This is a genomic window from Candidatus Dependentiae bacterium (assembly GCA_018266175.1).
GTDB lineage: Bacteria > Babelota > Babeliae > Babelales > RVW-14 > JAFEAY01.
In genome coordinates this window covers 252,292-278,525 of record JAFEAY010000025.1, presented here as the reverse complement: position 1 = coordinate 278,525, position 26,234 = coordinate 252,292, and the positions used below count along the sequence as shown (strand labels likewise).

Here is a 26,234-nt window from a genome sequence, read left to right as displayed (position 1 = left end):
GTAGTCGCTTTAATGTACTTGACAAGAGAGGTTACCGTGAATAGAAAAGAAATCAAATAAGTACGATTTTAAAAGCATTATTGAATCAAAGCAACAGGTGCGAATCCCATACCCCATCAAGCGTCTTCACTGGATTATGAAATACCGGAACACAGTTTTTAAGACCATGATGCGGTAAGCCAAGAGCACTTTGAATAATGCGATACACGCCACCATGACTCACAATCAAAGGAGTTTTTGAACCGGATAATGCAAACACAAGCGCTTGAATTACGCGATTGGAAAAATCGTCATAATGCTCTACATCTTCAACATGGGCACCCTTTTCCCAGCCCTGAACGCGTGGATCAAATAATAAATTTGTTCCTTCCAAAACCCCAAAAAAGCATTCCTTAAATTCATCAACAATCTGAACAGCAGTATCTCTTTTTTCAGCAATAATTTGAGCTGTTTTTAAAGCTCTCCTTAATGGACTTGAAATAATACAATCAAATTGAATATCTTTGAGCAACTCGGCTGCAAGCACGGCCTGCTCGAGCCCATTTTGATTAAGCGGAATGTCAGTATGCCCCATAGCTCGATATTCTTTGTTCCAATCGGTTTCGCCATGTCTAATAAAGTAAAATGGCTTATGAGGAATAATAAGTCGCGTCATAGCTCACAACCAACATCAACGAGGAGTTGCAGACCAACTAACCCTTCGGCAAGTAAATCTTGATCATCAACGTCATGCGCATAAACAACAATTGATAAGGTATGTAAAAGTGCTCGAGCCAAAGCAAGTTGTTCTGTTTGTTCATCAATAGTTCCATAGGTTTCTAAAAATACAGATCGTGCTTGCTGTGGTAAAAAGCTAAAAATAAGTTGTAAATCAACGGCAGGGCTTGCAATGCGAACATCGCCCCAATCAATAACCCCACATATTTCACGCTTTTCGTTAATCAAAAAATGGCGCGCATACAAGTCACTATGAACCAAAACTTTTCGTCCGGTATCAGTAACATTTTTAAGATTTTCAAGCATTGCTTGCAACCTATCACACTGTTGAAATAAACCAAGCTCTCTAATTTTTTCTATATTTTTGAGTGCAAGCGGCAATCGCTTGTGCATATTTAATTTCTCAAGAACGTCAGACCCTGCTCCAAGCTTAAGCGCTTCAGTTTCATCAATTGCATGAAGTACTTTCAAAAATTGTGCCAACGGCTCAGCACAATGAACACGTTCCTGCATGGTTAAACCTGCACCACAGGCAGACTTACCTTCAAGAAAGTAATACCCCAAAAATGGCCACTTGAACAGCTTGCTTGGTTTGCCATAAAACAATGGTTTTGGAATAGGTAGAGGAAGGCGCTGCGCAAGAGCATGAAGCAAATTCCACTCTACATCAACAAGATCTGCACCCATTTGACGACGAGGAAAACGAAAAAGATAGTTACGATTAACGCGGTACGCAACGTTGTCCCAACCTTCTCCTATAAATTCAAGCATAACAGGTTTGAGTTGTGGAAATTGAGATTCGATTAAATGCTTTGCCAAATTGGGTTCAAGCTTAAATTCTGCAGACCACTGCTGACTCATAACGGGCCTTTGTTCTTTATAACTACTCTATTTATTGTATTTAAACCGAATTAATCGAGCAGAATTTACTAAAATAAGAATATCTGAAATAGCGTGAAAAAGGGCTGCTTGGATTGGATTAACCAAGTTAAACAATGCCAATATTATCCCAAGAAGATGAATTAACATAAACCCAAAAAATATATTTTGTTTAATCAAACGCATAATTTTTTGTGAAAGCGCATGGATAAAAACGATGTCTTCTAACCTGTTAGACATAAGCACAATGCCGGCAGCTTGAATTGCAGGCTCCATGCCCATTGCGCCCATTGCAATACCCACATCAGCTTGCTTAAGCGCGGGAGCATCGTTAATGCCATCACCGATCATAGCCACACGGTGGCCCGCTTTTTGTAGATCTTTAATCACCGTTAATTTTTCATCAGGAGCAATCTCTCCATAAGCCTTGTCGATCCCGAGCTGAGTTGCAACATGCTGTGCCACTTCATGCCGATCTCCGCTCAACAAAATAACCTCTTTAATTCCTGATCTACGCAATAAATTAATCGTTTCTTTTGCATCCGACCTAATGGTATCGGCAAGATAAATTTTCCCACACAAAGTTGGTCCACAACTTAAATAAAAAATTGAGTACGGCAAATCAGCCTGCTCTGAAGAAAGGCTTTCTGGAATAGGCACATTGCCATGTTCGGGTGCTTCAATAAAATGCCTACTTCCAAGTAAGTATTTCTGGTTATTGTAGGTAGCTTCAATCCCATGACCTGTTACCGATTCGTAACTTTGAGGCTCTGGAACTTCAATATTTTGTTCCTGTGCTTTTTTTAAAATAGCTTTTGCAAGAATATGCCCTGATCTTTTTTCCATCATAGCAGCAAGCATTAAAACATCGTTGGAGGTGTAGGAACTATGCAGTGCTTCAATTTTAATAACTTGAGGCTCACCAATTGTGAGCGTTCCTGTTTTATCAAAAATAAGTGTATCAACAGAAGAAAACCGCTCAAGCGAAATGCTTCCTTTAATCAAAATTCCGTAACGAAAGGCGGCTGCGGTTCCCGCCAAAATTGCCAATGGAGTGATAAGCGTAAGCTCTATAGGTGAACCAAAAACAAGGAGTGTCGAAACTAACTTAAGATCTCGAGTAAAAAACCAAACAAGCGCTATGAAGGCAACAAGCACTTGCACGATAATTAATGCGGCCTTATTTGAGACGGTAATAATTTTTGCTTTTTCTTGTTCTGCTTGCTCCAATAATTTGCTAATTTTTCCAAAATTCGTTGATTCACCAACTTTTTGAGCAAGAATAATGATAGCACCAGCCTCAACAAATGTTCCTGCAAATACTTGATCCGATTTGCTTTTTTCCTGGGGAATGCTTTCACCGGTCAAGAATGATTCATTAATGCTCGCTTCCCCATCAAGGATAACGCCGTCAATCGGGATCTGCTCTCCCGTTTTAATAATAACCGTCATCCCCTCTTGAACTTCTTCAAGAGCAACAACTTGCTCTTGGTTGCCAACTCTTATCGTTACTTTTGTTGGAATAAGGTTAATTAAACTCTCAATAGCTTTGCCCGTTTTCTCTTCAATAAATCCTTCGAAGTATTTTGCAATAAGCATAATCAAAAGGACAACGGTGATCGCCTGTTTTTCGTTTGCTGCAAAGGCAGCAGCTGTTGCAAGAATAAGAAACAGCTCTGTTGTTATTTTTCTTTCAAAAAGATCTTTTATTGCATCTATGCAGATAGGTATAAATGCTAAAACAAAAGGAATAAGAATAAAAAAATGAGGCGTCTGATTACTCAAAGTAAGAAGAAATAAAAAAGCAGCCGTCAGAACATAAGCTAAGTAGCCAAGACGGTATTTAAAAATTGATAATGTATGCACAAAGTACCTTTTTGTATAAAAATTGCTCTATAAATTTAATAAGCCTTTAGTCTATCTCAGGATCAAAAGAATTAAAGTGGCAACCAGCGAACAAAACACTCAAAATTTGTAATCCCAAAAAATATTTTTATTCTCTTCTTTTAATCGAGCAGTTCACGCTATTATAAAAAATAAATTAAAATCTTTTTGCTTCAGGTCCAATTACGCCAACCAAAATTAATAATTATGAGGGCGATAATGAAGTACTTTTTTTTAGCGCTGCTCTTTATTTTTTGTATAACCTCACTCTACGCCATGGATGATGAAGCAAACAATATTTCAAATAATTACAAGCAAATCAGATGTAGCCTCGTAAACCCCCCTGCCGATAAACGAGAAACATGCTTAAAAGAAGAAAAAGAACTCTTTATACAATTTTACTTTCAATATATCGAGCAATACTCCCAGCAAGCAAAAGATGAATATTCTGGTATTAACGACGCAACCGAAGATGATATTAAAAGATCTGCTGGAAAAGAATTTTTTAATATGATGGTAAAATTTCGTAACAAGCAATTGCTTTTTGCATCAGCTAAAAATGAAATCGGCCAGTTATTAGGTGGATGCTTTTTTTATGCCTACAACACGCAAGTTATTATCCAGAGCCTCTTTATTCAAAATATTTATGACCTTACGCTTTTTGAAAAAGTTTATTATGGAATGATGGCGGTTATTCAGAAAGCATACCCTTACACAACAAGCATTGTAATCTTCAGAAGGACTGTTCCTGAACTATCTATACCTCAATTACAAAGTTATGGCTTCAAACAAATTTCACTACAATTTTATAAATATTATTCCCTCGACGGACACTCTACATGGTCGATTGACGCATACGAACATCATTTGAGCACGTACGAACGCTGGTGCATTATTTCATAATAAATTTTGAATCTACAAACATGTATGTTGAGCAATATAGAGAGCAAGCATCTGCCCATAATCATTCTTTTTTGACTCATCTAAAAAAGAACTTTTAAAAGAATTGCGGGCACACATTACAAGTTCACCACATGAAAGTTTGAGTGCATCAGCAACCGCTTGATAATTGTCTGCAATATAACCACCAAAAAATGCTGGGTCGTCAGAATTAATTGAAACCATCAATCCTGCGTTAAGCATCTGCTTAAGAGGATGATCTTCAAGCTTTTCAAAGCCTCCGAGCACAATATTTGAAAGTGGACAAACGGTTAGAGGAATTTGCTTGTAAACAAGTTCTGTAACAAGGTCTTGATCCGCCATGCATCCAACTCCATGATCAATACGCTCGGCCCCAAGCAAATCTAATGCTTCGCGAATCATGGCCGGACCCGCATCGCCTTTTTCTGCCGCATGAGCAACAACGTGGTAGCCATACGATCGGGCTTGAGCAAAAACACGCTCAAATTTTGACGGTGGATTACCTTGCTCAGCGGAAGCAAGTCCAACTCCAACAATTTTACTATGCTTTGCATGAGCAAGCTCAAGTGCTTTGAATGCATCACTTTCGCTCAAATGCCTGATAAAACACATAATCAAAAAAGCAGAAATTCCAAACTGTTTTTGACCATCAACAAGCGCCAGCTCAATGCCATCAATAATTATTTCTGGCGCAATGTTGCGCGGCATGTAGGTTTGTAAATCAAAAAATATCTCGCTGTGCAACACGCCTTGTTCATGAGCCTTTTTGAGATAGGCCATCGTTACATCATAAAAGTCTTGTTCATGCTGTAAAACATTGGTTGCAAGAATGTAGGTATCAATAAAAGATTGGTAATCATAAAATGCATATTTATTTTCTTGAGTAATCAGATTAGATGGTACTTGTATCTTGTTACGATCAGCAAATACAAAAAGCTGCTCCGGCTCCATGGTTCCTTCAATATGAACGTGAAGCTCAGCCTTAGGAAGCTTTTTTATAAATTCTGAACATGTGATATTTTTCATGATACACCCCTTACTACTCTATGAACTCATGTTTGAAATAAGAATTATTTTACTTTAAGCTCATCGAGTATTTCAATGAAAACTCCATAAAGCTTTTTAGGCTCAATGAAAAATTATGAATGATATTTATGCTTTTTTAAAAGATAACAACATAGCGTATGAACGCTTTGACCACCCAGCCGTTTTCACTTGCGAAGAGGCAAAAGAGCTTTGCCCTCCTATGCCCGGTTGCTCAATTAAAAATTTGTTTTTGTATGACAGTAGAAGTGGACAACACTTTCTTGTTGTTATCTCAGAAGATAAACGGATTGATCTTAAAAAGCTTAAAGATCTTCTTAATGTCTCAAAGCTAAGCTTTGGTTCTGAAGAACGCTTAAAAGAATACCTTGGTGTTGAACCGGGTTCGGTCACCATTTTAGGATTAATGAATGATACAGGTCATGCAGTAAGGGTTATTTTTGATCAGCAGATTTGGGGGCAACCTCTGCAAAGTCATCCACTAATTAATACGGCAACGCTGGTAATTCAACCCCAAGACGTAGAGGCATTTTTGAAAGCAACTGGGCATAGCTATGAAGTTATAGACATTCAAAGTCGAGAGTAACGCAGTCATAAAATTTTATTTTGAATCAGAAAATCAGGTCCAAAAAGTAAACTGCTCTGAAGAGCCATTCTAAAGTACTCTATACGCGTGCAGATTGATGCCATACAACACCTTCTTTTAAAATAACATTACGAAATTCTTCTACTCTCCTATCTTAATGGGATAGATTGACTGGGTTTGGTTTGACCTTGCAGCTTTGCAGGGTGCTTATCACCACTTTAAATTTAGGGGAGGCGCTCATGACTGAAACACAAAAATTTATTATTGTTGTAGCAATAATAGTTTTAAAAAATCTTTTTTTTCTATCAGAACTTGTTGCAATGCTCAGCGCAGCCAGCCTTCAAAAACAGCTTCCACTTCCTATTAATTGGTTACCACAAGAAGTAAGCCAATCAAGTGAAGATAACCAAATTGACAATCCAGAAAATAAAGATGGAGGGTCTTTGGAGCAACATGATCAAGATCCAGATGTTTCAAATATTCAATGCGCAATTTGCATAAGCTGCTTTAAGGTTGGAGATGCTCTGAGCATATTTTCGCAATGTCGCCATGGATTTCATATCGGCTGCATCATCCCCTGGCTTGCAGCATCTCAACTATGCCCTTATTGCAACCAATCTACATCTGACATGCGCATTCTTGTTCTCACCAAAGCACAAGCTGGCATTCCACTGATTATTGCGCAAGGGGAACAAGTATTTCGGACCATGCTTGCAAAGCTTGGAAGTTGGGGGCAACCGCTTGTTCATTATTTCAACGCACTTCCAGCAAAGAAGAAAGCTTTTTATTCGATTATGAGTGTGCTTGGAATTGTTCTTGTGAGCTATCTTGCCTATAAATGGTGGACCAGTGATCCCATTGAAGCTGGAGGAGGTAACGCTCTTGATGTAAATCCTGAATTGGTAGATCTTGCAATATCGTACCAATCAAGCTCATAAAAATGTTTTCTGCATATTGGGAAAAGCCAATACTCGTGCTATTATCGAAGATGGTTTTTTAGATGATAAAACAGATAAAAACATTGTCTTAATTAATTGGAAAAATAATGATATTTTTTATTGTTCTCCTATTTAACTTTATGACAACTTCACTTGAAGCTGAACACTACGACTTTTCGCAACTCATAAAACCACGTTACGCACAAGATATGATCTCTTTTGTCCAGCTACTTTCAAATGATCTTTTGCTTGTTGGTGATAGAAAAAATAGAATAGAAATGTTTGATCTAAAAAATGGTGAATTGGTTAATAAAAAATCGATTACTTGTGGAACGAATCTTCTGGGATATCCTATTAAAGCAATCCTTGAACCACAACAAGGTAGTACGGTTAATTTAATAATCTTAAATCTGTTCTCTGATCACCAGTATTTTTATTTAATCCCTGAGATAGCAACTTCAATCCTTCAATCAAAATATATCCAAAAATCAAAACCTTCCGAAGAACAAGAGAGTATCATTTTAAATATGCCTAGTATTGCCGATGATGAATGTGGAAGCTGGTTTCCTAATGAAGACGCTGTTATAAACAACAGAGAGATAATCAAAGCATCACTAAATATGGAATCCCTAATAAATGCACGTAATGAAGGAAAAATAAATAGCAGTGATTTTTCTCGCTTGGAAGATCCAATTATTTATTCTTATCACAAAACAGCATCTATTCTTTTTTTGGGGCATGATGGAAGTATATCTATATGGAATCTTCCACAAGAATCTTAAAAAATAATAATACTTGCCTTACCACAAGCCTCATTGTCCGCACTTAAAAGATATATCGTGTGCTCTACAAATTTTATTCTTGCTCAATTGCTCGTTCAAATACGTCATATATTTCACGATCAATGAGGCTACCGGTATATTCGCACTGCTTCATTTTTGCAGGATGGATAAAACCTTTGTCCATGACCGGAGTTGCAGCCTTAGGAACTCCTAGAATGAGTACCAGGGAATCGACACAAAAATTGCGTGCAATAATATCCCATACTCTGGGAAGAACTGTAAAAGTGTGTTCTTTTGGAACATCAATTAAACATTCTCCGCAAATAAGAAGTGCTTTATTAAAGGTATTATCTACGGTAAAAAAGAACACGCCTCGCACTTCTCTGACCGCATTTACACAAACAAGAAGCTGAGACTTTCCTTGCACAAAATTTTCATATCGAGCTGTATAATACTTACGAATATAACTTTGTGCATCAACTTCACCCTCTAAAAAGTACTTACAAATGTAAGCCTCTCGATCTTCTTCGTTTAACTCTTGATACTGAGTTCTCAAATAGTTAATTGCGCCTTGCACATTATCTTTTTGACGTGCAACAATCATTTCCAAAATTCGATCAAAAGGCTGTGCATCACCTGACTCTAGTGGAAATAACCGTAAAAGATCTTCTACGGTCGTACAATGAAAACAATTAAAGCTTTCATAATTAATAACAAAACAAGCAACAGGTTCGCCCAAACCAAAAAGGCTTCCCTGCGCCAAAGCAAATGCTAAAACAAGAATACTGAGTAATTTTTTCATACGCATCTCCTTAAACTTGAAAAAACTTCTTTCAAGTTTTACACAAAGCATCTGCGTATTCAAGTTTACGGAAAACAGCAAAAATCCTTTGTACGTTTAAAATTCAAAATCGATTTAATTAAGATCATTGAAGATCCAAACAGGTATGTGACAATGTAAAAATACAGAATATGATCTTGTAATCGAAAATATTTACACATATTTGAGAAAAGGAATGCATATAAAAATGTTTAATACTTCATCAAAAAATCACCCAAAAACTGTTACCAATATAATTGAATTGAGGAGAGCCGATGAAAATATACAAGAACTTAATGATATTTATAGCGACTATATCCATACTCTGCTCAGAATCTGCTTTGCCGATGAAAGAAGCGCAAGCACAAAATCCAGTTATATGTCAGCTCAAGGAGCGCCCAGAAGTGACAAAAATTGGCTACTTGCAGGGCGATGGAGGAGAATTAGAGCTCTTTGAATCATTTATTAAGCAACTCATGCATGATTATTCTGATAATGAAAAAAATATCTACTGTGGCTTTAATAACCACTTTGTTGTTACTCAACAAGATCGTAAGCAAGCCATAGGCAAAGAATTTTTGAAAATGGAAACGCGCTTTAGAAAAAATGAGCTTAATTTGGTTGTTGCATATGACACAACATCAAAACTTCTTGGCGCATCCTTTTTTAAGATTGAAAATAATGGAGCTGAAATTTTTATCGAAAGCTTTTTTATCAATGATATTCATAATTCAGACCTTTTTAAGGCTCTCTACAAAGAGATGGTTACCATCATGGGCAAGAATGCTCCAAATGCAGTTAAAATCAGAATTAAAGCTCGAACAGTGCCTCGGCCTCTAGAGTCTACCATAAAAGAGTTTGGGTTAAGGTACTACAGCGACAAAAGAGAATGGGTCCATGAAGCACAAGAAGAGCAGCAGAATGAAATTCATACTCAGCCTCAATATTGGTATAGCCCATTCACTGCTTTGGTTCCGTTACCAAATTTTTACACCACGTGAGAAATATAATCAAAAATTTTTTGTGCAGCCTGCTCTGGAGTAACAGTACTTGAATCAATAACCAAGTTTTTAACGAATGGAATTTGAGGAAACGAGCGTCTTTTTAAAAGATCGCGCAGCGTTTGAATATCATTTACTTTATAAACATGTTGCTTGCGTGATGGTAAAGCAATTCGCTTTTCAAGCTCATCAAGTGGGCAGGTTACATACACAAAATTAATTTCACCATTATAGCGCTCCATGAGATCGATAAGGCTTTGAATAAATGGAGCATTATCATGATGCGAATAACCATGTGTTAAAATAACCCCAGGTAAATTATCTTGAGCTGCCGACTCAAGAAGCTGACCGCGAAAACTTCTATTGAGTTCGCGATAGCGAGGGGTTCCCATGGGAAACAGTTGCGTTACTGCTGCAAGTGTAAGATTCATATCCATAACGCGAAAGCTCGTAAGCTTTTCAAGCTCACGAGCTATGGTTAATTTCCCAGCGGCCGGTGGGCCATACAGAACAATCAATTTCATTATGTATTCATTTTTTTCTTGTTTTCAATTACTCACTATTATCAAGATATCATCAAAATGTCTTCAGCGTTTTCTTGAAAGCTAAAGACTACTAGTTTTAATTTTTGATTGAGACCCACAACTAATGTCATCTCTCCCGCTTTAAAGCTCTTGTATTTTTTTTGGTGCTGAAGGTTCTTCCGAATGCTTTTTTCTAAGTCACTTTGCAGAAACGGAGAAAGCTCTGTCATTTTTTTATACAATGTAACGTGGTAAAAATCAATGCCTTCAACTGAACCAATAAACTTTGAACAAAATAAAGTGCTTGAATAACAGAGAATCATGCAAAAAACTATCAACTTTATTAGCATTTTCATAAAATCATCTCGAGAATTGATCGAACATACATATTTTTGATGCACAATATTTTATCTTATTTAAGTAAATAAGGAATAAAATACTGTATAAAATACAAAGGCTTATGGGACATAGGAAAGCCTTTTTGAGCAAAGCTTAACCTGGCATTCAAGAGAAAATTCATCATTCATAACGCTACAAACCCAACTATCATCTCTTTTAGACTTTTTAAGCAAAGATTTTTTAAGCGATTGAGCATATTCTGGCAGGTATAAATGTACTTCTTTATCTCGGGAATCTACACGTTTAATGATACAGAGAAGATCTTTCAAGAGTCTCATCAATTTATTTGCTGAATTATTCTTAAAAACTAGATGTGATATATAGAGAGTATGCGGAGTAGAATCGTCTACTTCAAGGAAAAAAAGTATGTTTATAAGTTGATCCAAGCTGCTCACACCAACAAGGATAGACGCTGTGTTGTTTTGGAATTTTTCGCAAAGGATCGTATAACTTTGCTGTAAATCATTATCCAGTAAAAAATAAGAAAGCTTGGGCTCTAAATTCTTTGAAGAAATCATTCCCGATTTAAAGTACTGAAATGTAAATTTTTCTTGCCCAAAAGGGAGATACCCGATACTCAACAATGTCCCACAAAACAATGCACTAATAAAAAAAAAACCAACAAAAGCTTTTTTCATAAAGCTCCCCTTTTTTATGAAAAACTACTTTAATTCTATGCCTTAACAAGATAACTTTGTAAGTTTATCGATTGAAATATTGAAGCAATAACCTTTTTCTTCGATGTTAAACTTAGTAACCCAACCATCAGCATTGAGATATTCTTTTTTTAAAGCACCTTTAAGAAGTACTGCTCCTGTTGGTAAATAAATAACAACTTCAGAATTATTTGTTTTGCTTTTAATAAGTACGCTGATACTTTTTAAAAAAGGTATTAGATTATTACTTGAGTTCAGGATGAGAAGATTGTGCGCCACATGCAAGAGATTAGAACAAGCTATATCTTGACTGATAAAGCAAAATAATTGGAGAACTCCTGCTTTATTCAACCCAACAACAAGCGATGCTTGTCCTTCTTCAAACTTTTTATATGCTTGCTCATAAAAAGTTTGAGCTATTGCTTCACCAGTTTTTTCATCATCACTATCAGGATATGCAAACTCCACTTCAGCAGAACCTTTTATGGTACTGATATTGTCATATATATCAGAAAAAAGAGATTCAAATTCTTTTTGAGGATCTAGTACCTGATCGTCAAAAAGAGAGTTCAGCTCATTATTTAACTGCTCATTTAGGCCAGTTTCTGATATAAATTCTTGAAAATTTTGAAAAAAATAAAAGCTAATTTTATCTTGCTGAAATGCAATTGTTTCAAGCTTTTGCGCTTCAACCGTTGCGCTCAGCAACATAAGAGTACAGAACGCAACACTGATAAACTTTTTCATACTACTCTCCTTCTCCTAAAAACTATTTCAATTGAGTCCCGTTATCAACTGGCCCGATAACTGATGCAAGACGGAAGTTGCCACTGTTATCACCAGCGTACAGCAACATCCCCTCAGAAACGCCGCCCGGCATTTTGCGCGGTGGCAGATTGGCAACGACAATACCCTGCTTACCAATGAGCTCTTCTTGAGTAACATTTTTTCGCACGCCGCTAAAAATTTGCCGAACGCCATGCACACCACAGTCAACCTGCATCTTGTATAATTTGTCAGATCCTGCAACCTCTTCACAAGTGAGGATAGTTCCAACAACAAGCTGACATTTAACCAAATCTTCAATCGAAATAAGATCTGTCTTTGGTCCCTCAGATTGAACCTTCACAGCCTTTTCAGGCTTTACAGCAGGTACTTCATCTTCTTTTGGCACTCGAGTTTCTGGTCGGATAAAAAGAGGCTCTTCAAGCTTGGTAAATTTGAATACTCGGTTCCAATCATTTTTTCTTAAAACTTCATCATAGTTCACTGATGAGTCGTACACTTTGCCCAGAGAACTCAAAAGAGCGTCCATTTTTTTTGGCATAAAGGGAACAAGCATAATTGCTATTGAATAAAGGCTATTGCACGTTGCAGCAATCACTTCGGCAAACAATTCTTTATTTTGTTTTGCCAAAACCCAGGGCTGCATTTCATGAAAGTATGCATTGGTCAACGCAATAAATTTCCATACTTCACTCAGTGCCACATGGAAATAATGCTTGTGCATTTCATCCCAGTAAAAGCGATAGGTTTCTTGGCACATCTCACGCAAGTGGCTTGATTTAGCTTCCCAGCTGACAGGTGCTTCGACTTCATGCAAACCATTATTGAGTGCAAGCATAACCATGCGGTTAAGCAAATTGCCAAGGCTATTTGCCAGATCGGCGCTTACTCGATTTTCAAGGTCCTTGAGATCAAAGTGTCCATCTTGTGATACCGGCATCTGGCGCATGAGATAATAACGAACGGGTTCAACGCCATACCAACTTGCAAGATCTTCAGGGCTTACCACATTACCCAGTGACTTGGACATTTTGCTATCACCCATAAGAATGTAGCCATGGACCAACAGCTGTCGAGGGAGCGGTAATCCTGCAGCAATCAAAAATGCTGGCCAGTAGACGGCATGAAAGCGAACAATATCTTTTGCCATCACGTGTACATCGGCAGGCCACCACTTTGCAAACTCTCGACGAGCTTGTTCGGAATCTTGGCCGTAACCAACACCAGAAATATAATTATTGAGTGCATCGCCCCACACATAAACGGTATGTGATGGGTCACCTGGAAATGGGATTCCCCAACTCACGGTTTTGCGAGAAATACTCAAATCCTTGAGGCCTGATTTCACAAACGAAACCACTTCAGCCATACGTTCTTTGGGCATAATAAAATCTGGATTATTTTCGTAAAAAGCAAGAAGGCGCTCTTCATACGCTGAGAGTCTGAAAAAATAACTCTCTTCTGCTACTTCACGCAAACCTCGCTTGCAGCTTGGACAAACATGATTTCCCTTTTCATCTTTTGGTGAATCAGCTTGAATATTCACAAATGTTTCACACGGTACGCAATAAAGGCCGGTGTATTCAGACTTGTAAATGTCACCCTGTTCTTGCAATTTTTCAATCCAAAAAGCAACCGCTTGTTCATGTTCAGGATCGGTCGTACGAATAAATTTGGTATAATCAATTTCGTACGTTTTCCAAACATCAGTAAACGCGGGAATCATTCCATCAATAAACTTTTTTGGGTCCATCTGCATTTCAGCAGCTTTTTCTTGCAACTTTTGACCATGCTCATCGGTGCCGGTTAAAAAGAAAACTTCTTTGCCCATGAGCTTTGCAAAGCGCGCGGCAACATCTGCAATTAACGTTGAATAGAGCGTGCCGACATGCGGCTTTGAGTTTGGATAATAGATCGGTGTTGTAATATAGAATTTATTCTTTTTTGCCATTGTATTTTCCTAATCCTGTGAAGAAGCGGTTGAGTCGTAATTTCTTGGTCCAAAAATCGATTGGGTGTTTTATGAGTTCAAATAACCATAAAGACTCTTCGCTATCAATTGAATAAATAACAAAGCTTGCTCGTCCATGAACTAAACTTTTATCCAAGAACTGCCAATAGCGACTGTCTCGGCTGTTTTTTCGGCTATCACCCATCATCCAATACTTACCTTCTGGAACAGTTATAGGACCAAAAGTATCAACGCTGTACACCAATTCATGGCCCGTCAGGTCAACAACATAGCAAGGTGATGATGGTTGCAATAAAACTTTTTCGCCCGTTTCTGGATGCAAGACAATTTCATCTTCTGTGAAGCGGTAAAAAGGCTGATCTTCATAAGCAACACCTGGAACATAGGTATAATTAACATGCTTACTTTGTTGTTGCAAAAATGATGGTACACGCAACGGACCGAATGATGCAAAAGGAATAAGTCCTGTTTTTTTGTTCAATCTAATCAATGGATATTGATTAACATAAGGTTCATCAAGCTTTTTCCCATTCAGGTAAATAACTGTTTTGTTATTTTCAATTTTTCCTTGAATGACATCTCCAGGCAGAGCAATAACGCGTTTAACAACATTGTCAGGACCCATGCCAAGCCCAAGCAGCGGAATAGGAAACCCTACATATTTTTGCCAAAAGCGATTGAAGGTACTTGAACGATCGTAGTTAAACTCTGGATTATCAAAAATAACCAACTCACCACGTTTTACATCGCTCATGTAGTAGGCCATTTTATTGCCCCAAATGCGATCACCAACCAAAATATTGTGTTCAGCAGATCCGGTTGGAACATGATAGAGACCAAAAACAAAGTTCCGTAATACAAGTGCCAAACCAAGCGCAATAATTATAGCTTCTGCCCATTGCTGCAAAATTGGCTTTGAAAGCTCATTGAGCTGCTTGTAGGTTTTTTTGAATTCTTTAATTTTTTCAGAAATCATTGCATCATCAACCTGTGTTGACGATGCATGTAAGGCTTCATGTAAAAAGCCAAGAAGATTTTCAGCTCGATCAAAAAGTTCTTTCATTTGACCAGCAACTTCATCATTACCGCTGAGCACCATTTTTTCCATGCGCGCTTTGAAATGATCTTTTTTTTGCTGATATTTTTCTTTCCATGAAAGAAAAGATAGCTTTAATTTTTCACGATTCATTTATAGACTCCCTAGGCTTTTTAAAAAGCGGTTCCAGCGTAATTTTTTTGTCCAGAAATTGATTGGATGTTTGAGTAACTCAAAAATCCAAATCGGCTCTTCGGTATCAATTGAATAAATAACAAAGCTCATTCTACCGCGAATCAGTTTTTCATCAAGCAGCCCCCAGTAGCGACTATCGCTGCTGTTCAGCCTATTATCTCCCATCACCCAGTACTTACCTTCGGGAATGGTCATGGGACCAAATGTATCAATTGATTGTTCTTGATCGTGAACAGAGTAAATAGGTTGCTTGCGTATGCGCAATGATCCAGTCTGCTTATTACGGATCAATTCATGCTCTTCAAGGGAATAAAAGGGCTGGTCTTGTGGTGATTTTGTTGTATCAAAAGTGTAATAAGTTTTTTTTATCTTACGTCTTAAAAAGTCTGGTACTTTAAACGGACTCAGTGCGCGTGCAGAGAAAAATCCAATCTCTTTGCGCACTCTAACTAGAGGGTACGTGTTAACGTACGGCTCATCAAGCCTTTCGCCATTAAGATAAATAACGGCTTTGTCGTTTTCAATGCGCCCTTCAACAACATCACCCGGCACACCAATTACCCGCTTGACCACATTTTCTGGCCCAGCAGGAATGCCAAGCAACGAAACTCCAAAACCGACATTTACTTGCCACCAATACTTGCAGCTATCAAGGTAGCTATCAGATTGTGAGACGTAATCAAAGGTTGGATTATCAAAAATTACATAGTCATTACGCTGTATCGGCTGGAAATAGTAGACCAACTTATTGCCCCAAACCCGATCACCAACCAACAGGTGTGGTTCAGCAGATCCGCTTGGTACATAGTAAAGACCAAATAAAAATTTTTTGATGATAAATAAAATAACAAGTGCTTCGATAAGCGCTCGTGCCCAATCTTTTAGTTCAGATGATTTTGACTGTTTCAAGTATGTATCCTCTATCGCTACAGACATATCTCCAGGAAAATTCTACTCAGACAGCTCAGGAATAGGATACAAAATTATTTTGAAAGCATCGAACAAATAAAAAATCAATCGAGCAATCTCTGGCCAAATGAAAAAAATTCAAAATACTATGAATTGTCAGATTTACTGTTGTCGATAGAGACAAATATATGGCTCGCTTGAAGGCTGCGTGACATCACTAATCAATACCTGCGTACAAACTCCGTCATTATAGTGGTACCAAGCTTGATCGCTATCTTTAACGTACGCAGTATAATGCCCTGCTGTAATCGAGTCTTCATGTCCTGAATGATGCAAAATAACACCACATAGTTGATATGTATTATCGTTTACTACAAGAGTTTCTTGTAGAGAAACTTTTACATTCAACCTTATCGCTTGTCCATTTTGATACGTAAATCGCTTAAAAGAAATTATTAAATTTTTAGGAAGAAAGCTCAACGCAATTGATCTAACAATACCACGTGCATTACATGCTTCACACGTACCATCCTCAATAAATTCTTCTTCTTTAATCTCATTGATAAGTTCTTCAATAGATACAAGATTTGCATGAGTATAAGCAGATAAATGCAATGGAAGAAGTAATTCTTTATGATCAGTACTCTTCCAATCATGTCCACAAGAAGCACATAAAAAGCTTTGCTCAATGTCCAAACCAAAGTTTTTACTGATGTCCTTATCGTCTTGATTCAGCTCTGTTAAAAGTCCTGAAATAAATTCTTGCGCATCGTGCTGACCAAATTTCATTTCTTTAAGATAATCACTTGTCGTTAGATGAGCTCGTAATGTACTTATTCCCGAAACAGGAAGTTTATTATCATGCACATTGCGCATAAAGCTCTCGAGCGCTTGATTAAAACTCGTTTTTGTTTTGAGAACATCTAGAAATTCTGGAATATTTTTTAAAACTTGTAGTGATGAGATTATAAAACAATCAGATCCATTTTCATTCAAAATCCCTTTCTTCGTGCAAAAATCTTCGTCTTGAAAACATGGAGCAATTGGGATCGATCTGATAAAAAAGTCAGAATCATCATTGAGCCCTTGAACGTCAAAGCGCTTGCCTAAACTGGGAAGAACATCATAGCAGCTTGCAGCATAAGCTTGATAGTCTCCACCAAAGTTATCATCATGATTAAAATTATCAGTGTCACTATTTCCTTGAAAGATTACATCTGAGAGATTAACTTCTTTTTTCTCTCTATTCACTCCCTCTGTAAGATTTTGGAATGAATTTAAAATATCATCATCATTACAATCATTGAGCGATTGCTCATTCATTGATAAAAGTGGATTTGCTATCCGTATAAACATGAGCATAAGAATTACTAACTTTTTCATGATCTCAACCCCCAATGCATTAATTGTTAATTAACTATATATTTTTTTAGCTTTACAATAATAGTATATTTATCACATTAAATTCAATCTGTCGATTTTGATAAAACAATGAACATTTAAAGAAGGTATTAACTGCTTATGTTAGAAGGGAAGATTTATGGGGCCATTCAGCCCGTATGAAATATGAAAAAGAGATTTTCACTTTTTAAAGAATTATACGCCCATGATGTATGCCTAAGCTATCCTCAGTTGCCTTCGAGAATATGCTTTGGAACAACGCAAGATAACATTTCATGTATTTTTTGAGTTTTCTCAGTTGGTGGCCTAATGGGCCTAATGCATGTATCACCGCGCATTTTGTAACAACTTATATCCCAAGGGGATTGGCCACCGCCACCATATCTTTTTGATGAATCTGGTTCACGGCCATAACAAATCAGAGGATCTGCACCGCACTTGAGCAGAAGCTCCACCATAGGAACATCACCATATCGAACAGCTCTATGAAGCAATGTATCTCTATCATCGCAACCTTGTCTTAATTGACAGTTTACATCAAAGCCATATTCAAGAAATAGTTCAATAATTCTACTTCCTTTATCGGTATATATCAATTCCCAATTATCAAATTTACAATTTTGATCAGACCAAGCAAGAATATGATTCATAAAAAAATAGGGGTTCTGCAGCAAAAAAAGATGATCATGCAAATCAATTGCACCAAGCTCTGGATAAGTTTCCTTTATATCTTGATGGCATTTAGTAATTTCTTCTTCAATCTCGTAGTTTGTCATACAAGATAATCTTGTCTTCAAATATTTTAAATATGGTATAACTTTCAAAAACTTTGGTAAAGACACCAAGCAACTTAAATTTTTTTTAGTTAAAAAATTCTTATATTTTTTGAAAAATACATCACCAAAGTTATATCGAATTAAAGCGTCTCTAAAATTTATATGAGAGGGATATTCAGAGCCTAGACAAGAAAATACTTTCAACATAAATTGTGGACGGGCTGACCAACAGGTAAGAACAGTCTGTTGCCCGATTGTAAGATTACCTAGCTTATCTTTATCAATGATCCAAGCGTCTATTTCATCACTAACGCAAAGCGTATCAATAATTTTTTCGCTATAAAACCAATGATTCACTAGACTTGCCGCTTTTTCAGCTTCTTGTTCAATATCAAGACGCAATTGAGTGTATTCATCGATATGGCAGCATGGAGCATGCCCGACTCCGAAATGAGGCATCCCATCAAGATTGTTAAAATTTTGTAAAAACAAAACAAGTGCGAGATAAAAGAAAAAATTTTTCATGAAACCCTGATAATAAGAATATCATTTTAAAAACTTATTTTTATGCAAATTTGACGGCCAGCCAGATCTCTTCAACCTTATCCCACGGCAAATTATTATGCGTGTGGAAGAGCTTAGCAAAGCGGTCATCGGTCGGAAAATAGTGAGGGTTATTGGCAATTTCAGGATCAAGCAACTCGTACGCTAAGCGGTTAGTCGGATTAAAACCGTACATTTCGCTATGACGAGCGGCCATTTCTTTTGTGAGCAAGAAGTTAATAAACTTATAAACCATATCGATTTTCTTGGTTTGAGCAGGAATGGCAAAGTTTTCAACAACCAGCATGCTTCCTTCTTTGGGAATCATAAATGCAAAGTTTTTAAATTCGCTTGCCAGCTTGCGCATAAAAATTCCGGGGGTTAAAGCAAGAGGAACAATTTTGCCCAGGAGATAGTAATATAAGCTTGAGTTGCTGTAACACTCTATCCACTCTTTTTGCTTAATTAAAAGTCTTTTAATCGCTTCGAATTCTTGATCAGAAAAATTATCAACTTTTCCAAATAAATATAAACCTGCATACATAAGCGCTTCAAGTGGATCTTCAACCATACAAATACGCATTCCCTTTCGAGTCTGCGCACCAAGCTTCCATGCTTGAGCACCTTCAAAGATGACATCAAGGCTAACTTCATTATTGCGCACATCAAGAAATGAGCGATCAAATGCTATGCCATAAACATTCCACACTGCCGGAATAGAATAGTTATTGTGAGGGTCAAAATAGCGCCCCATCAAGCGAGGATCTATTTCTTTAAAGCACGTTAATTGTTCGTGATCAAGTTTATGCAAGAGTTTTTCATGAGCGAGCAACTCAACCATGTAGTCTGAAGGGGTGATGAGATCGTACCCTTCACCACCAGTCACTTTAAATTTGGTGTACAAATCTTCATTAGTTTCAAAGTAAGTCATGACAACTGAAATGCCGGTTTGTTTTTCAAATTCTTCAATTGCTTCGGGTGAGATAATTTCGGTGAACGAATAAACGTGAAGAGTGTTTTTTGAGCGTCCCATCCAATCAAGAAGACGTGGAAAGTAGAGAAAGAGGGCAAGGAGTGCTAAATAGACGCCGATGATAATCGCCTTGCCTGCAAGGGATTCAATAATTTTTCTACTCTTCGATGTTTTTTCACTCATTAAGATCACCCGATCATTCGTTGTTTATTATAGGCCTTTGTATTCATCATACGCAGGCCACATTCAGCCAAATTTTACTGCAAGCCAAATCTTCTCAATGATATGCATTGGAAAATTATTATGAATTTGATGCAATTTATCAAACCATTCATCTGGTGGAAAGTAGTGCGGGTTACCGATAATAGATTTATCAAGCATCGGATACACCATTCTATTTCCAGGATTCGAACCATACTCAACCGTATGAAAATGTGAAATTTTACGCGAAAGCAAAAAATTCATAAGTTTATGTGCAAGTACAACTTTTTTACTTCGAGCAGGAATTGCAAGTGTTTCAACTCCAAGCAAACTACCTTCTTTAGGAATCATAAATGAAAACCGATCGGTCTCCTCTGCCATTTTTCTCATAAAAAGACCCGAGGTCAATGCAACAGGAACAATGTTCCCCTGTAAGTAATAAAATAGGCTAGAATTAGTATAACATTCAACCCACTTTTTTTGCTCAACCAGCAGCTGTTTAATCCGCTTATAATCTTCTGTTGATAGATTATCAACTCGCCCAAAAAGATAAATTGCTGCCAGCATAACCGCTTCAAATGGATCATCGAGCATACAAATTTTTGAATCAAAACCAATCTTGCCAGAATTCTTCCATACCGATGGTCCCTTGAAAATAACATCAAGACTCAACTCGTCATTTTTTACATCAATCACATCTCGGTCAAATGCAACTCCATAAACGTTCCATGCAACCGGAAGGGAATATCTATTTTTAGGATCATAAAATCGATTGAGAAGGCGCGAATCAAGTTCTTGTATATTTGAAATCTTTGTATGATCAAGTGTGTGTAACAAATTTTCTTGAACAAGGAGCTCAACCATGTAGTCGGAAGGGGTAATTAGGTCATACCCTTCACCACCGGTTACTTTAAACTTAGTATAGAGATCTTCATTTGTTTCAAAATAGGTAATAGAAACTGATATGCCGGTCTGTTCTTCAAATTCTTGAAGAGCTTCGGCTGAAATCATTTCAGTAAAAGAATAGACATTGAGAGTCTTGCTCTGCTTCCATATCAGATCAGTAAAACGTGGTAAATATAAAAATATTGCTATAACCAACGTATACATAACAACAATTCCAGCTTTAATCAGCAATGAATTGAGCATGTGCAAAGTCTTACGTGAAAGATCATTCATAAGGAATTACCTGATCAACAACTTTGAAGTAGCATAATAACAGAACAAGGATACTGCTGATAGCCAGAAAGCATGCTGAAATTGCATTAATTGTGGGCTCTATGCCAGTTCGAACCATTGAGTATACATAAACTGAAAGAGGCTCAACAGTGGGACCAGAACAAAAAAATGAAATTAAAAAGTCATCAAGTGAAAGGGTAAATACTAAAAGTCCGCCCGCCAGCAATGATGGCATTAGAAGCGGTAGAATAATTTTAAAAAATGTCTGAATATAAGTTGCACCTAAATCAAGTGATGCTTCTGTTAGAAATGGATCAAGCTCAATAAAACGAGCTCGCACAATAGGGATCACAAACCCTAACCCAATGAGCGTATGGCCCGTAATTAAGCTTCCATAACCAACCGGTATTTGAAAAAAAGTAAACGTGCTTAAAACGCAAATTGCAAGAATCATATCGGGCAATAAAATGTTTGAATAAAAAAGATTAAACGCCCATGATGACTTCCACCACTTGCTTGAGAAAACAAAAAATGTACCAATAAGCAAACTCAACATCGTTGCGGATGTTGCAACAATGAGTGAAACTTTAAATGCATTTAAAATCTCTGGCGATTGAAAAAGCGCCTTGTACCAACGAAGAGAGAAGCCTTCCCAACGGACTGAAACAGCTGCATCATTAAAAGAAAAAAGTACCAATACAATAATTGGTAAATACAAAAACAAATAGGTTAATGCAACAATAATCGGATAAAAGAATTTTAAAAAGAATTTTTTGTTTTCTACCATAACCGTTACCTGTTTACCAGGGCTCCTTGGAGATGCTAGCTCTTTGTCGAGCATCATTGTTTTTTATAATTTCCCGAATGCGCGATGCACAGTAAAAAAAGAAGATTACCAATGCGGGGAATAGTATACCGATATTTGCAAGCGCTGCGCCTGAGGCCCAATCACGCGATCTCAAAAATTTATCAACAATCAAGTTACCCCAAAAAACATTTTTTGCTCCACCAAGCAATGTCGGTATTGCAAATTCACCAAATGCAGGAATGGTCACCAACAAAACTCCTGCGTAAACGCCAGGAAGCGAAAGCGGCCAAATAATACGCTTAAATGTTTCAAATCGATTTGCCCCCAAATCTGCGGAAGCTTCGATAATAGATTTATCCATACGCTCAAGTACCGCGTAAATTGGTAAAATCATAAATGGTAAAAAACATGAAACCATGCCAACCAAAATTGCAAAATAATTATTCAGCAGATGAACCGATTGAGGCAAAATACCTAATTTATAAAGAAACTGACAGAAGAAGCCATTACGCTCGAGCATGAAGAACCATGCATAAATTTGCACAATCAAACTAGTCCAAGATGGCAATATAACCGAAATCAACAAGAACGTTCTATACCGTTTATTTGCTTTAAGCGCAAGAAAATATGCAACAGGATACGCAATTAAAAAACAAATAAATGCCGTCACAACCGCAGTAAAAAAAGAGTTAACAATCACTTTAAAATAGAGTGAATTAAAAATAATTGCATAGCGCTCAAGTGTGAAGTGATAGGCCTGATCAATCTCTGAAAAATCAAGGATGCTATAACAAAGCAGCATAACCAGAGGCATGTAGAGAAAAAAAATCTGCCACAATATTGCTGGGCATGCAAAGAGAAGCCCGAGCTCTTTAGTAACAATTCTGCTCAAAAACTTCATTAATACTCCAACAATACAACGTTCTCTTTTTGAAAATAAAGATGAACTTCATCATCATAATCGATGGTTTCTTCTGGAAAATGCTCTTCGTTTTGCTCGAATACCATAAGCACCTGCCCACTCTTAAGCTTGACATGGTATTGAGTTGTTCGGCCGTAATAAATCATGTTAATAACTTTACCGGTCAAATGATTAGAAAAGCCTTCGCGTACTTTTTTGCTAATTTCAATTTTCTCTGGACGAATACTGATATACAACCTACAGCCTGGAATCATCCAATAACGCTCAGTTGTGATATCAACAAGAAAATGACCCAAGCCCTCAACTTCAATTTCATATAGATCATCTTTAATGTGCAAAACGCCTTCGATAATATTGGTATTGCCAACAAAATTAGCAACAAAGCGTGATGCTGGGAATTCATAAATCTGCTTAGGAGTACCAATTTGTGCAACACTTCCGCGTTTGTCCATAATCGCCATTTGGTCGGAAAGCGTGAGTGCTTCGAATTGGTCATGAGTAACATAGACAAATGTTGTTTGAAGTTTGTCTTGTAAGTTAACCAATTCAATTAACATCTCTTCTTTAAGCTTTAAATCAAGGGCTGCAAGGGGCTCATCAAGCAGGAGAACATCTGGTTCATTAATAATAGCTCGAGCAAGCGCTACGCGTTGCTGTTGACCACCTGATAAGCTGCGTGGAAGCTTTGAATCAAATCCAGATAGTCGAACTGTTTTAAGAGCATCTAAAACACGTTGTGCAACTTCACTTTCTGAAGTTTTTCTGATGCGAAGACTATAAGCAACATTCTCAAACACTGACAAGTGTGGAAAAAGTGCATAATGCTGAAAAACTGTGTTAACACGACGCTTATAAATAGGAACATCGGTAATGTCTTCATTACCCAAATAAATTTTTCCTGAATCTACACGCTCAAGTCCTGCAAGCAAGCGCAAGAGTGTTGTTTTACCGCATCCACTTGGTCCAAGCAGCGAAAAAAACTGCCCAGCCGGTATTTCAAGATTCAACCGATCAAGAATAAGTTCACCATCAAACGACTTACAAACGTTTTCAAATCTAATTTTCCTCACGCCCGGTTCCTTATTTGAATCTGTAAGATTTATTTTTTACGTCCTAAAGGTCGTAACGCTGCAAAGAGCATAGGGACAACAATATCCGACAATGTGCATGGAATGAGCACTGCTCCAATCAGAAACATAAAAACAAATCCCATTCTGTCCCACCAGTTGTGAAATCCAAAGCTAATTAAATAAAGCAAAGAAGCCATTGAGCTGATAAGAATATGGGAAAAATGGAACCCAATTGAGTAAAAAAGCTGAACACTTGGAGCATGATTACTCATAACCCAACCATTAAGCACTCCTGCAAGTAAAAATGGAGCAACAGTTCCTATATGCTTTAAAATACACCAATGAAAATGCATATCTAAAGCAACAAATTTTCCTCCTACATAGGGCAAAAACGCATCTGAAAAGGTACAGAAAATTATTGGTACCAAAAGACTTGTTAAAATACAGAGGGGAACATTTTTTGAATATTTTCTAAACGTTAAAACAGTTCCAGTTCCTGCAAACAAAAGATGTAAGAAATGAAAATTATGAAACAATCGATATGCAATCGATGTCTTTTTATACCCAACTTCAAGGTTCGGAATAAAACTTAAAAAAATCATACACAAAGCAACTGAAAAAATTGCATATGGAAGATGGCAAAGAATTTCAGACCAGACTGAATGATGATGCTCTAAAACATCATTTTTTTCTACTGGATTATCAACGTGATAATCATGGTTATGATTACTGTGATTATGATGGTCATGATGAGACATTTTGGAGCCTTTTTTTAATTATATATGACTTTTGTTAAGTATATATAAATTGAACTATTTGAAGCTAAAAAATAATGAATTACTACTCTAACTTTTTTTCACTAATTCATCAATAAAAATCACTTTTAAAGCTGAATGATTCTATAGAAACGCCTATAGCTATCTTTCAAGCTATTAGGAATCTTTAACACTGAGTTGTAAAACTAATCGCTCAGAAGTTTTAACAATACTTCCAGCGGCTGGTTGCTGACTGACAACAACACAATCATTACAGGTATGATCAACATCGACTTGCTCATGAAAAATTTCAAGTACAACATTTTCTTGCTTGAGCGAACGCTTAACCTGAACAACAGGTAATCCCTTAAGTCGAGGAACCAAACAGGCATCGTCTTTTTGAGCCGCTATGAGTACTAACATCTTCTTGTGATCAACAAGCTCGCCAGCTTGTGGATATTGCGCCAAGCACTTTCCAGTTATTTGATAGGATGGAATTGAATGCATTGAAAGATCAAGACCTTGCTTATGACAGATGGCCTGAATATTCTGAGCAGTCGCACCACAGAAATCGGGTAACGCGAATGAAAGAGGTTTTTGTGAGAGCGTTACATAAATATTTTGATTAACCCTCATAAGCTGACCGGACTTGGGTAACTGATCAAGAATTACACCCTCAGGAAGCGTTGCATCTTCCCGCACAGAGCGCACACGCATACTCAGCCGTTTTTCAGACAGCAATACAATTGCTTGATAAGCTGATTTGCCGATGATATTAGGCACAGTAAGTTCTGTTTTCTGAACCCAAAGATAACAAATCCAATATCCACCTAAAAAGGAAATAAATGGTACGAGCCAAAGATACCAGGTAATTTTTTGAAGAAGTTTTTTGATCATGAGTAAGACAATATTTCTTTAAATTTTTGTGGAATTTTTGGGTCCGCTTATAAGCTGGATTCTGTGCCAGCACAGCGCGAGCTGAGCTGACGGCAATCATCTATCTATGCGACATACCCGCAGGCAAGAACAGAATACTTATAGCCCGCTGTTTTGTCTTGCTCGAGGCAGGGTTTTCCCACATACCTATCACTAGGCATATGCGTGCGCTCTTACCACACGTTTTCACCCTTACCGGCTTTTTACCACCGGCGGTTTATTTTCTGTGGCACTTTCCGTAGACTTACGCCTCCCTCACTTGCATACCGGGTAAACCCGGCACCTTGTAAGGCGCCTCTTCTGTTATGAGTCCAGACTTTCCTCCATCTATCGAGATGAACTCGACAAACAGCGATTGCCCCGCAAACCCAAAAATATTATGATTCCACATACCCAAGTGTAGCAAATTTTACCGATTGTCACTACTAAAAGTGGCTGTGATACCCCAATAAGAGCTTTGATACCAAGCGCATCAACCAAAATACAGGCGGCTACCAGGATTAGGGGAATGAAAAAGGTACCATGCAGAACAACTCTCCTTGCCCACCAAATTGCAAGTTGCAAAGGCATAAGCCAGAGTAAACCGAGGCCAAAGCGCCCATAGAGCATGAAGTCTTGGAT

General features: G+C 37.4%; 26 protein-coding genes and 1 other RNA gene. 5 read left to right on the top strand and 22 right to left on the bottom strand.

Features of this window, described 5'->3' with window-relative positions; genetic code table 11:
• Nucleotides 1–85: 85 nt before the first annotated feature.
• From JST56_06970 to JST56_06960, 3 genes are read right to left on the bottom strand one after another with little or no spacing between them, the layout of a single operon-like run.
• Entirely contained in the window at nt 86–655 is a 570-nt protein-coding gene (locus JST56_06970) for a histidine phosphatase family protein (GenBank protein MBS1988699.1), read from the bottom strand.
• Nucleotides 652–1,578: a phosphotransferase gene (locus JST56_06965; GenBank protein ID MBS1988698.1), complete on the bottom strand. Its 927-nt coding sequence runs from the start codon at nt 1,576–1,578 to the stop codon at nt 652–654. The genes JST56_06970 and JST56_06965 overlap by 4 nt, the downstream gene beginning before the upstream one ends.
• 27 nt (nt 1,579–1,605) lie before the next feature.
• Nucleotides 1,606–3,462, bottom strand: a complete 1,857-nt coding sequence (locus tag JST56_06960; GenBank protein MBS1988697.1) for a cation-translocating P-type ATPase — start codon at nt 3,460–3,462, stop codon at nt 1,606–1,608.
• Nucleotides 3,463–3,699: 237 nt separating this feature from the next.
• On the opposite strand from JST56_06960, the gene JST56_06955 reads away from it, so the two are divergent.
• Nucleotides 3,700–4,383, top strand: coding sequence for a hypothetical protein (locus JST56_06955; protein MBS1988696.1), 684 nt, complete (start codon nt 3,700–3,702; stop codon nt 4,381–4,383).
• A gap of 12 nt (nt 4,384–4,395) precedes the next feature.
• Here the strand turns inward: JST56_06955 and JST56_06950 are convergent, their stop codons facing one another.
• Nucleotides 4,396–5,427, bottom strand: coding sequence for an adenosine deaminase (locus JST56_06950; protein ID MBS1988695.1), 1,032 nt, complete (start codon nt 5,425–5,427; stop codon nt 4,396–4,398).
• Nucleotides 5,428–5,542: 115 nt separating this feature from the next.
• Here JST56_06950 and JST56_06945 point away from each other — a divergent pair, with 115 nt between their 5' ends.
• From JST56_06945 to JST56_06935, 3 genes are all read left to right on the top strand, one after another.
• A complete protein-coding gene (locus tag JST56_06945) occupies nt 5,543–6,031 on the top strand; it encodes a prolyl-tRNA synthetase associated domain-containing protein (GenBank protein ID MBS1988694.1) in 489 nt (162 codons plus the stop codon).
• Nucleotides 6,032–6,270: 239 nt separating this feature from the next.
• Nucleotides 6,271–6,969: a hypothetical protein gene (locus JST56_06940; GenBank protein MBS1988693.1), complete on the top strand. Its 699-nt coding sequence runs from the start codon at nt 6,271–6,273 to the stop codon at nt 6,967–6,969.
• A gap of 107 nt (nt 6,970–7,076) precedes the next feature.
• Nucleotides 7,077–7,751 carry a hypothetical protein gene (locus JST56_06935; GenBank protein ID MBS1988692.1) on the top strand — a complete coding sequence of 225 codons (675 nt, stop codon included), beginning with the start codon at nt 7,077–7,079 and terminating at the stop codon, nt 7,749–7,751.
• A gap of 73 nt (nt 7,752–7,824) precedes the next feature.
• Here JST56_06935 and JST56_06930 read toward each other — a convergent pair whose 3' ends face one another.
• Nucleotides 7,825–8,553, bottom strand: coding sequence for a hypothetical protein (locus JST56_06930; GenBank protein ID MBS1988691.1), 729 nt, complete (start codon nt 8,551–8,553; stop codon nt 7,825–7,827).
• Between the two features lie 293 nt (nt 8,554–8,846).
• Here JST56_06930 and JST56_06925 point away from each other — a divergent pair, with 293 nt between their 5' ends.
• Complete coding sequence (locus JST56_06925) at nt 8,847–9,572, top strand: hypothetical protein (GenBank protein ID MBS1988690.1); 726 nt, start codon at nt 8,847–8,849, stop codon at nt 9,570–9,572.
• Here JST56_06925 and JST56_06920 read toward each other — a convergent pair.
• From JST56_06920 to rnpB, 17 genes are all read right to left on the bottom strand, one after another.
• Nucleotides 9,560–10,096, bottom strand: coding sequence for an AAA family ATPase (locus JST56_06920; GenBank protein MBS1988689.1), 537 nt, complete (start codon nt 10,094–10,096; stop codon nt 9,560–9,562). The genes JST56_06925 and JST56_06920 overlap by 13 nt on opposite strands.
• A gap of 41 nt (nt 10,097–10,137) precedes the next feature.
• Nucleotides 10,138–10,452: a hypothetical protein gene (locus JST56_06915; protein ID MBS1988688.1), complete on the bottom strand. Its 315-nt coding sequence runs from the start codon at nt 10,450–10,452 to the stop codon at nt 10,138–10,140.
• Between the two features lie 102 nt (nt 10,453–10,554).
• A complete protein-coding gene (locus JST56_06910) occupies nt 10,555–11,133 on the bottom strand; it encodes a hypothetical protein (GenBank protein MBS1988687.1) in 579 nt (192 codons plus the stop codon).
• Nucleotides 11,134–11,175: 42 nt separating this feature from the next.
• Nucleotides 11,176–11,898, bottom strand: coding sequence for a hypothetical protein (locus JST56_06905; protein ID MBS1988686.1), 723 nt, complete (start codon nt 11,896–11,898; stop codon nt 11,176–11,178).
• 22 nt (nt 11,899–11,920) lie between these two features.
• Entirely contained in the window at nt 11,921–13,888 is a 1,968-nt protein-coding gene (gene metG, locus JST56_06900) for a methionine--tRNA ligase (protein ID MBS1988685.1), read from the bottom strand.
• A complete protein-coding gene (lepB, locus tag JST56_06895) occupies nt 13,872–15,098 on the bottom strand; it encodes a signal peptidase I (GenBank protein ID MBS1988684.1) in 1,227 nt (408 codons plus the stop codon). Before lepB (JST56_06895) ends, metG begins: the two co-directional genes overlap by 17 nt.
• Entirely contained in the window at nt 15,099–16,049 is a 951-nt protein-coding gene (gene lepB / locus JST56_06890; GenBank protein MBS1988683.1) for a signal peptidase I, read from the bottom strand.
• 162 nt (nt 16,050–16,211) lie between these two features.
• Entirely contained in the window at nt 16,212–17,432 is a 1,221-nt protein-coding gene (locus JST56_06885) for a ubiquitin carboxyl-terminal hydrolase (GenBank protein ID MBS1988682.1), read from the bottom strand.
• Nucleotides 17,433–17,677: 245 nt separating this feature from the next.
• Complete coding sequence (locus tag JST56_06880) at nt 17,678–18,751, bottom strand: ankyrin repeat domain-containing protein (GenBank protein MBS1988681.1); 1,074 nt, start codon at nt 18,749–18,751, stop codon at nt 17,678–17,680.
• A 40-nt stretch (nt 18,752–18,791) separates the two neighbouring features.
• The gene (locus JST56_06875; GenBank protein MBS1988680.1) at nt 18,792–19,925 is read right to left on the bottom strand and encodes a spermidine/putrescine ABC transporter substrate-binding protein; all 1,134 of its coding nucleotides are present in this window, start codon (nt 19,923–19,925) and stop codon (nt 18,792–18,794) included.
• Between the two features lie 63 nt (nt 19,926–19,988).
• Nucleotides 19,989–21,122 carry a spermidine/putrescine ABC transporter substrate-binding protein gene (locus tag JST56_06870; GenBank protein MBS1988679.1) on the bottom strand — a complete coding sequence of 378 codons (1,134 nt, stop codon included), beginning with the start codon at nt 21,120–21,122 and terminating at the stop codon, nt 19,989–19,991.
• Entirely contained in the window at nt 21,115–21,909 is a 795-nt protein-coding gene (locus JST56_06865) for an ABC transporter permease (protein MBS1988678.1), read from the bottom strand. Before JST56_06865 ends, JST56_06870 begins: the two co-directional genes overlap by 8 nt.
• Before the next feature lie 13 nt (nt 21,910–21,922).
• Entirely contained in the window at nt 21,923–22,831 is a 909-nt protein-coding gene (locus JST56_06860) for an ABC transporter permease (protein MBS1988677.1), read from the bottom strand.
• Nucleotides 22,831–23,922, bottom strand: coding sequence for an ABC transporter ATP-binding protein (locus JST56_06855; GenBank protein MBS1988676.1), 1,092 nt, complete (start codon nt 23,920–23,922; stop codon nt 22,831–22,833). The genes JST56_06860 and JST56_06855 overlap by 1 nt, the downstream gene beginning before the upstream one ends.
• A gap of 29 nt (nt 23,923–23,951) precedes the next feature.
• Nucleotides 23,952–24,680, bottom strand: a complete 729-nt coding sequence (locus tag JST56_06850; GenBank protein ID MBS1988675.1) for a hypothetical protein — start codon at nt 24,678–24,680, stop codon at nt 23,952–23,954.
• Nucleotides 24,681–24,854: 174 nt separating this feature from the next.
• Nucleotides 24,855–25,574, bottom strand: coding sequence for a PASTA domain-containing protein (locus tag JST56_06845; GenBank protein MBS1988674.1), 720 nt, complete (start codon nt 25,572–25,574; stop codon nt 24,855–24,857).
• 34 nt (nt 25,575–25,608) lie between these two features.
• Nucleotides 25,609–25,984: RNase P RNA component class A (gene rnpB, locus JST56_06840), an RNA gene on the bottom strand.
• Between the last annotated feature and the right edge of the window lie 250 nt (nt 25,985–26,234).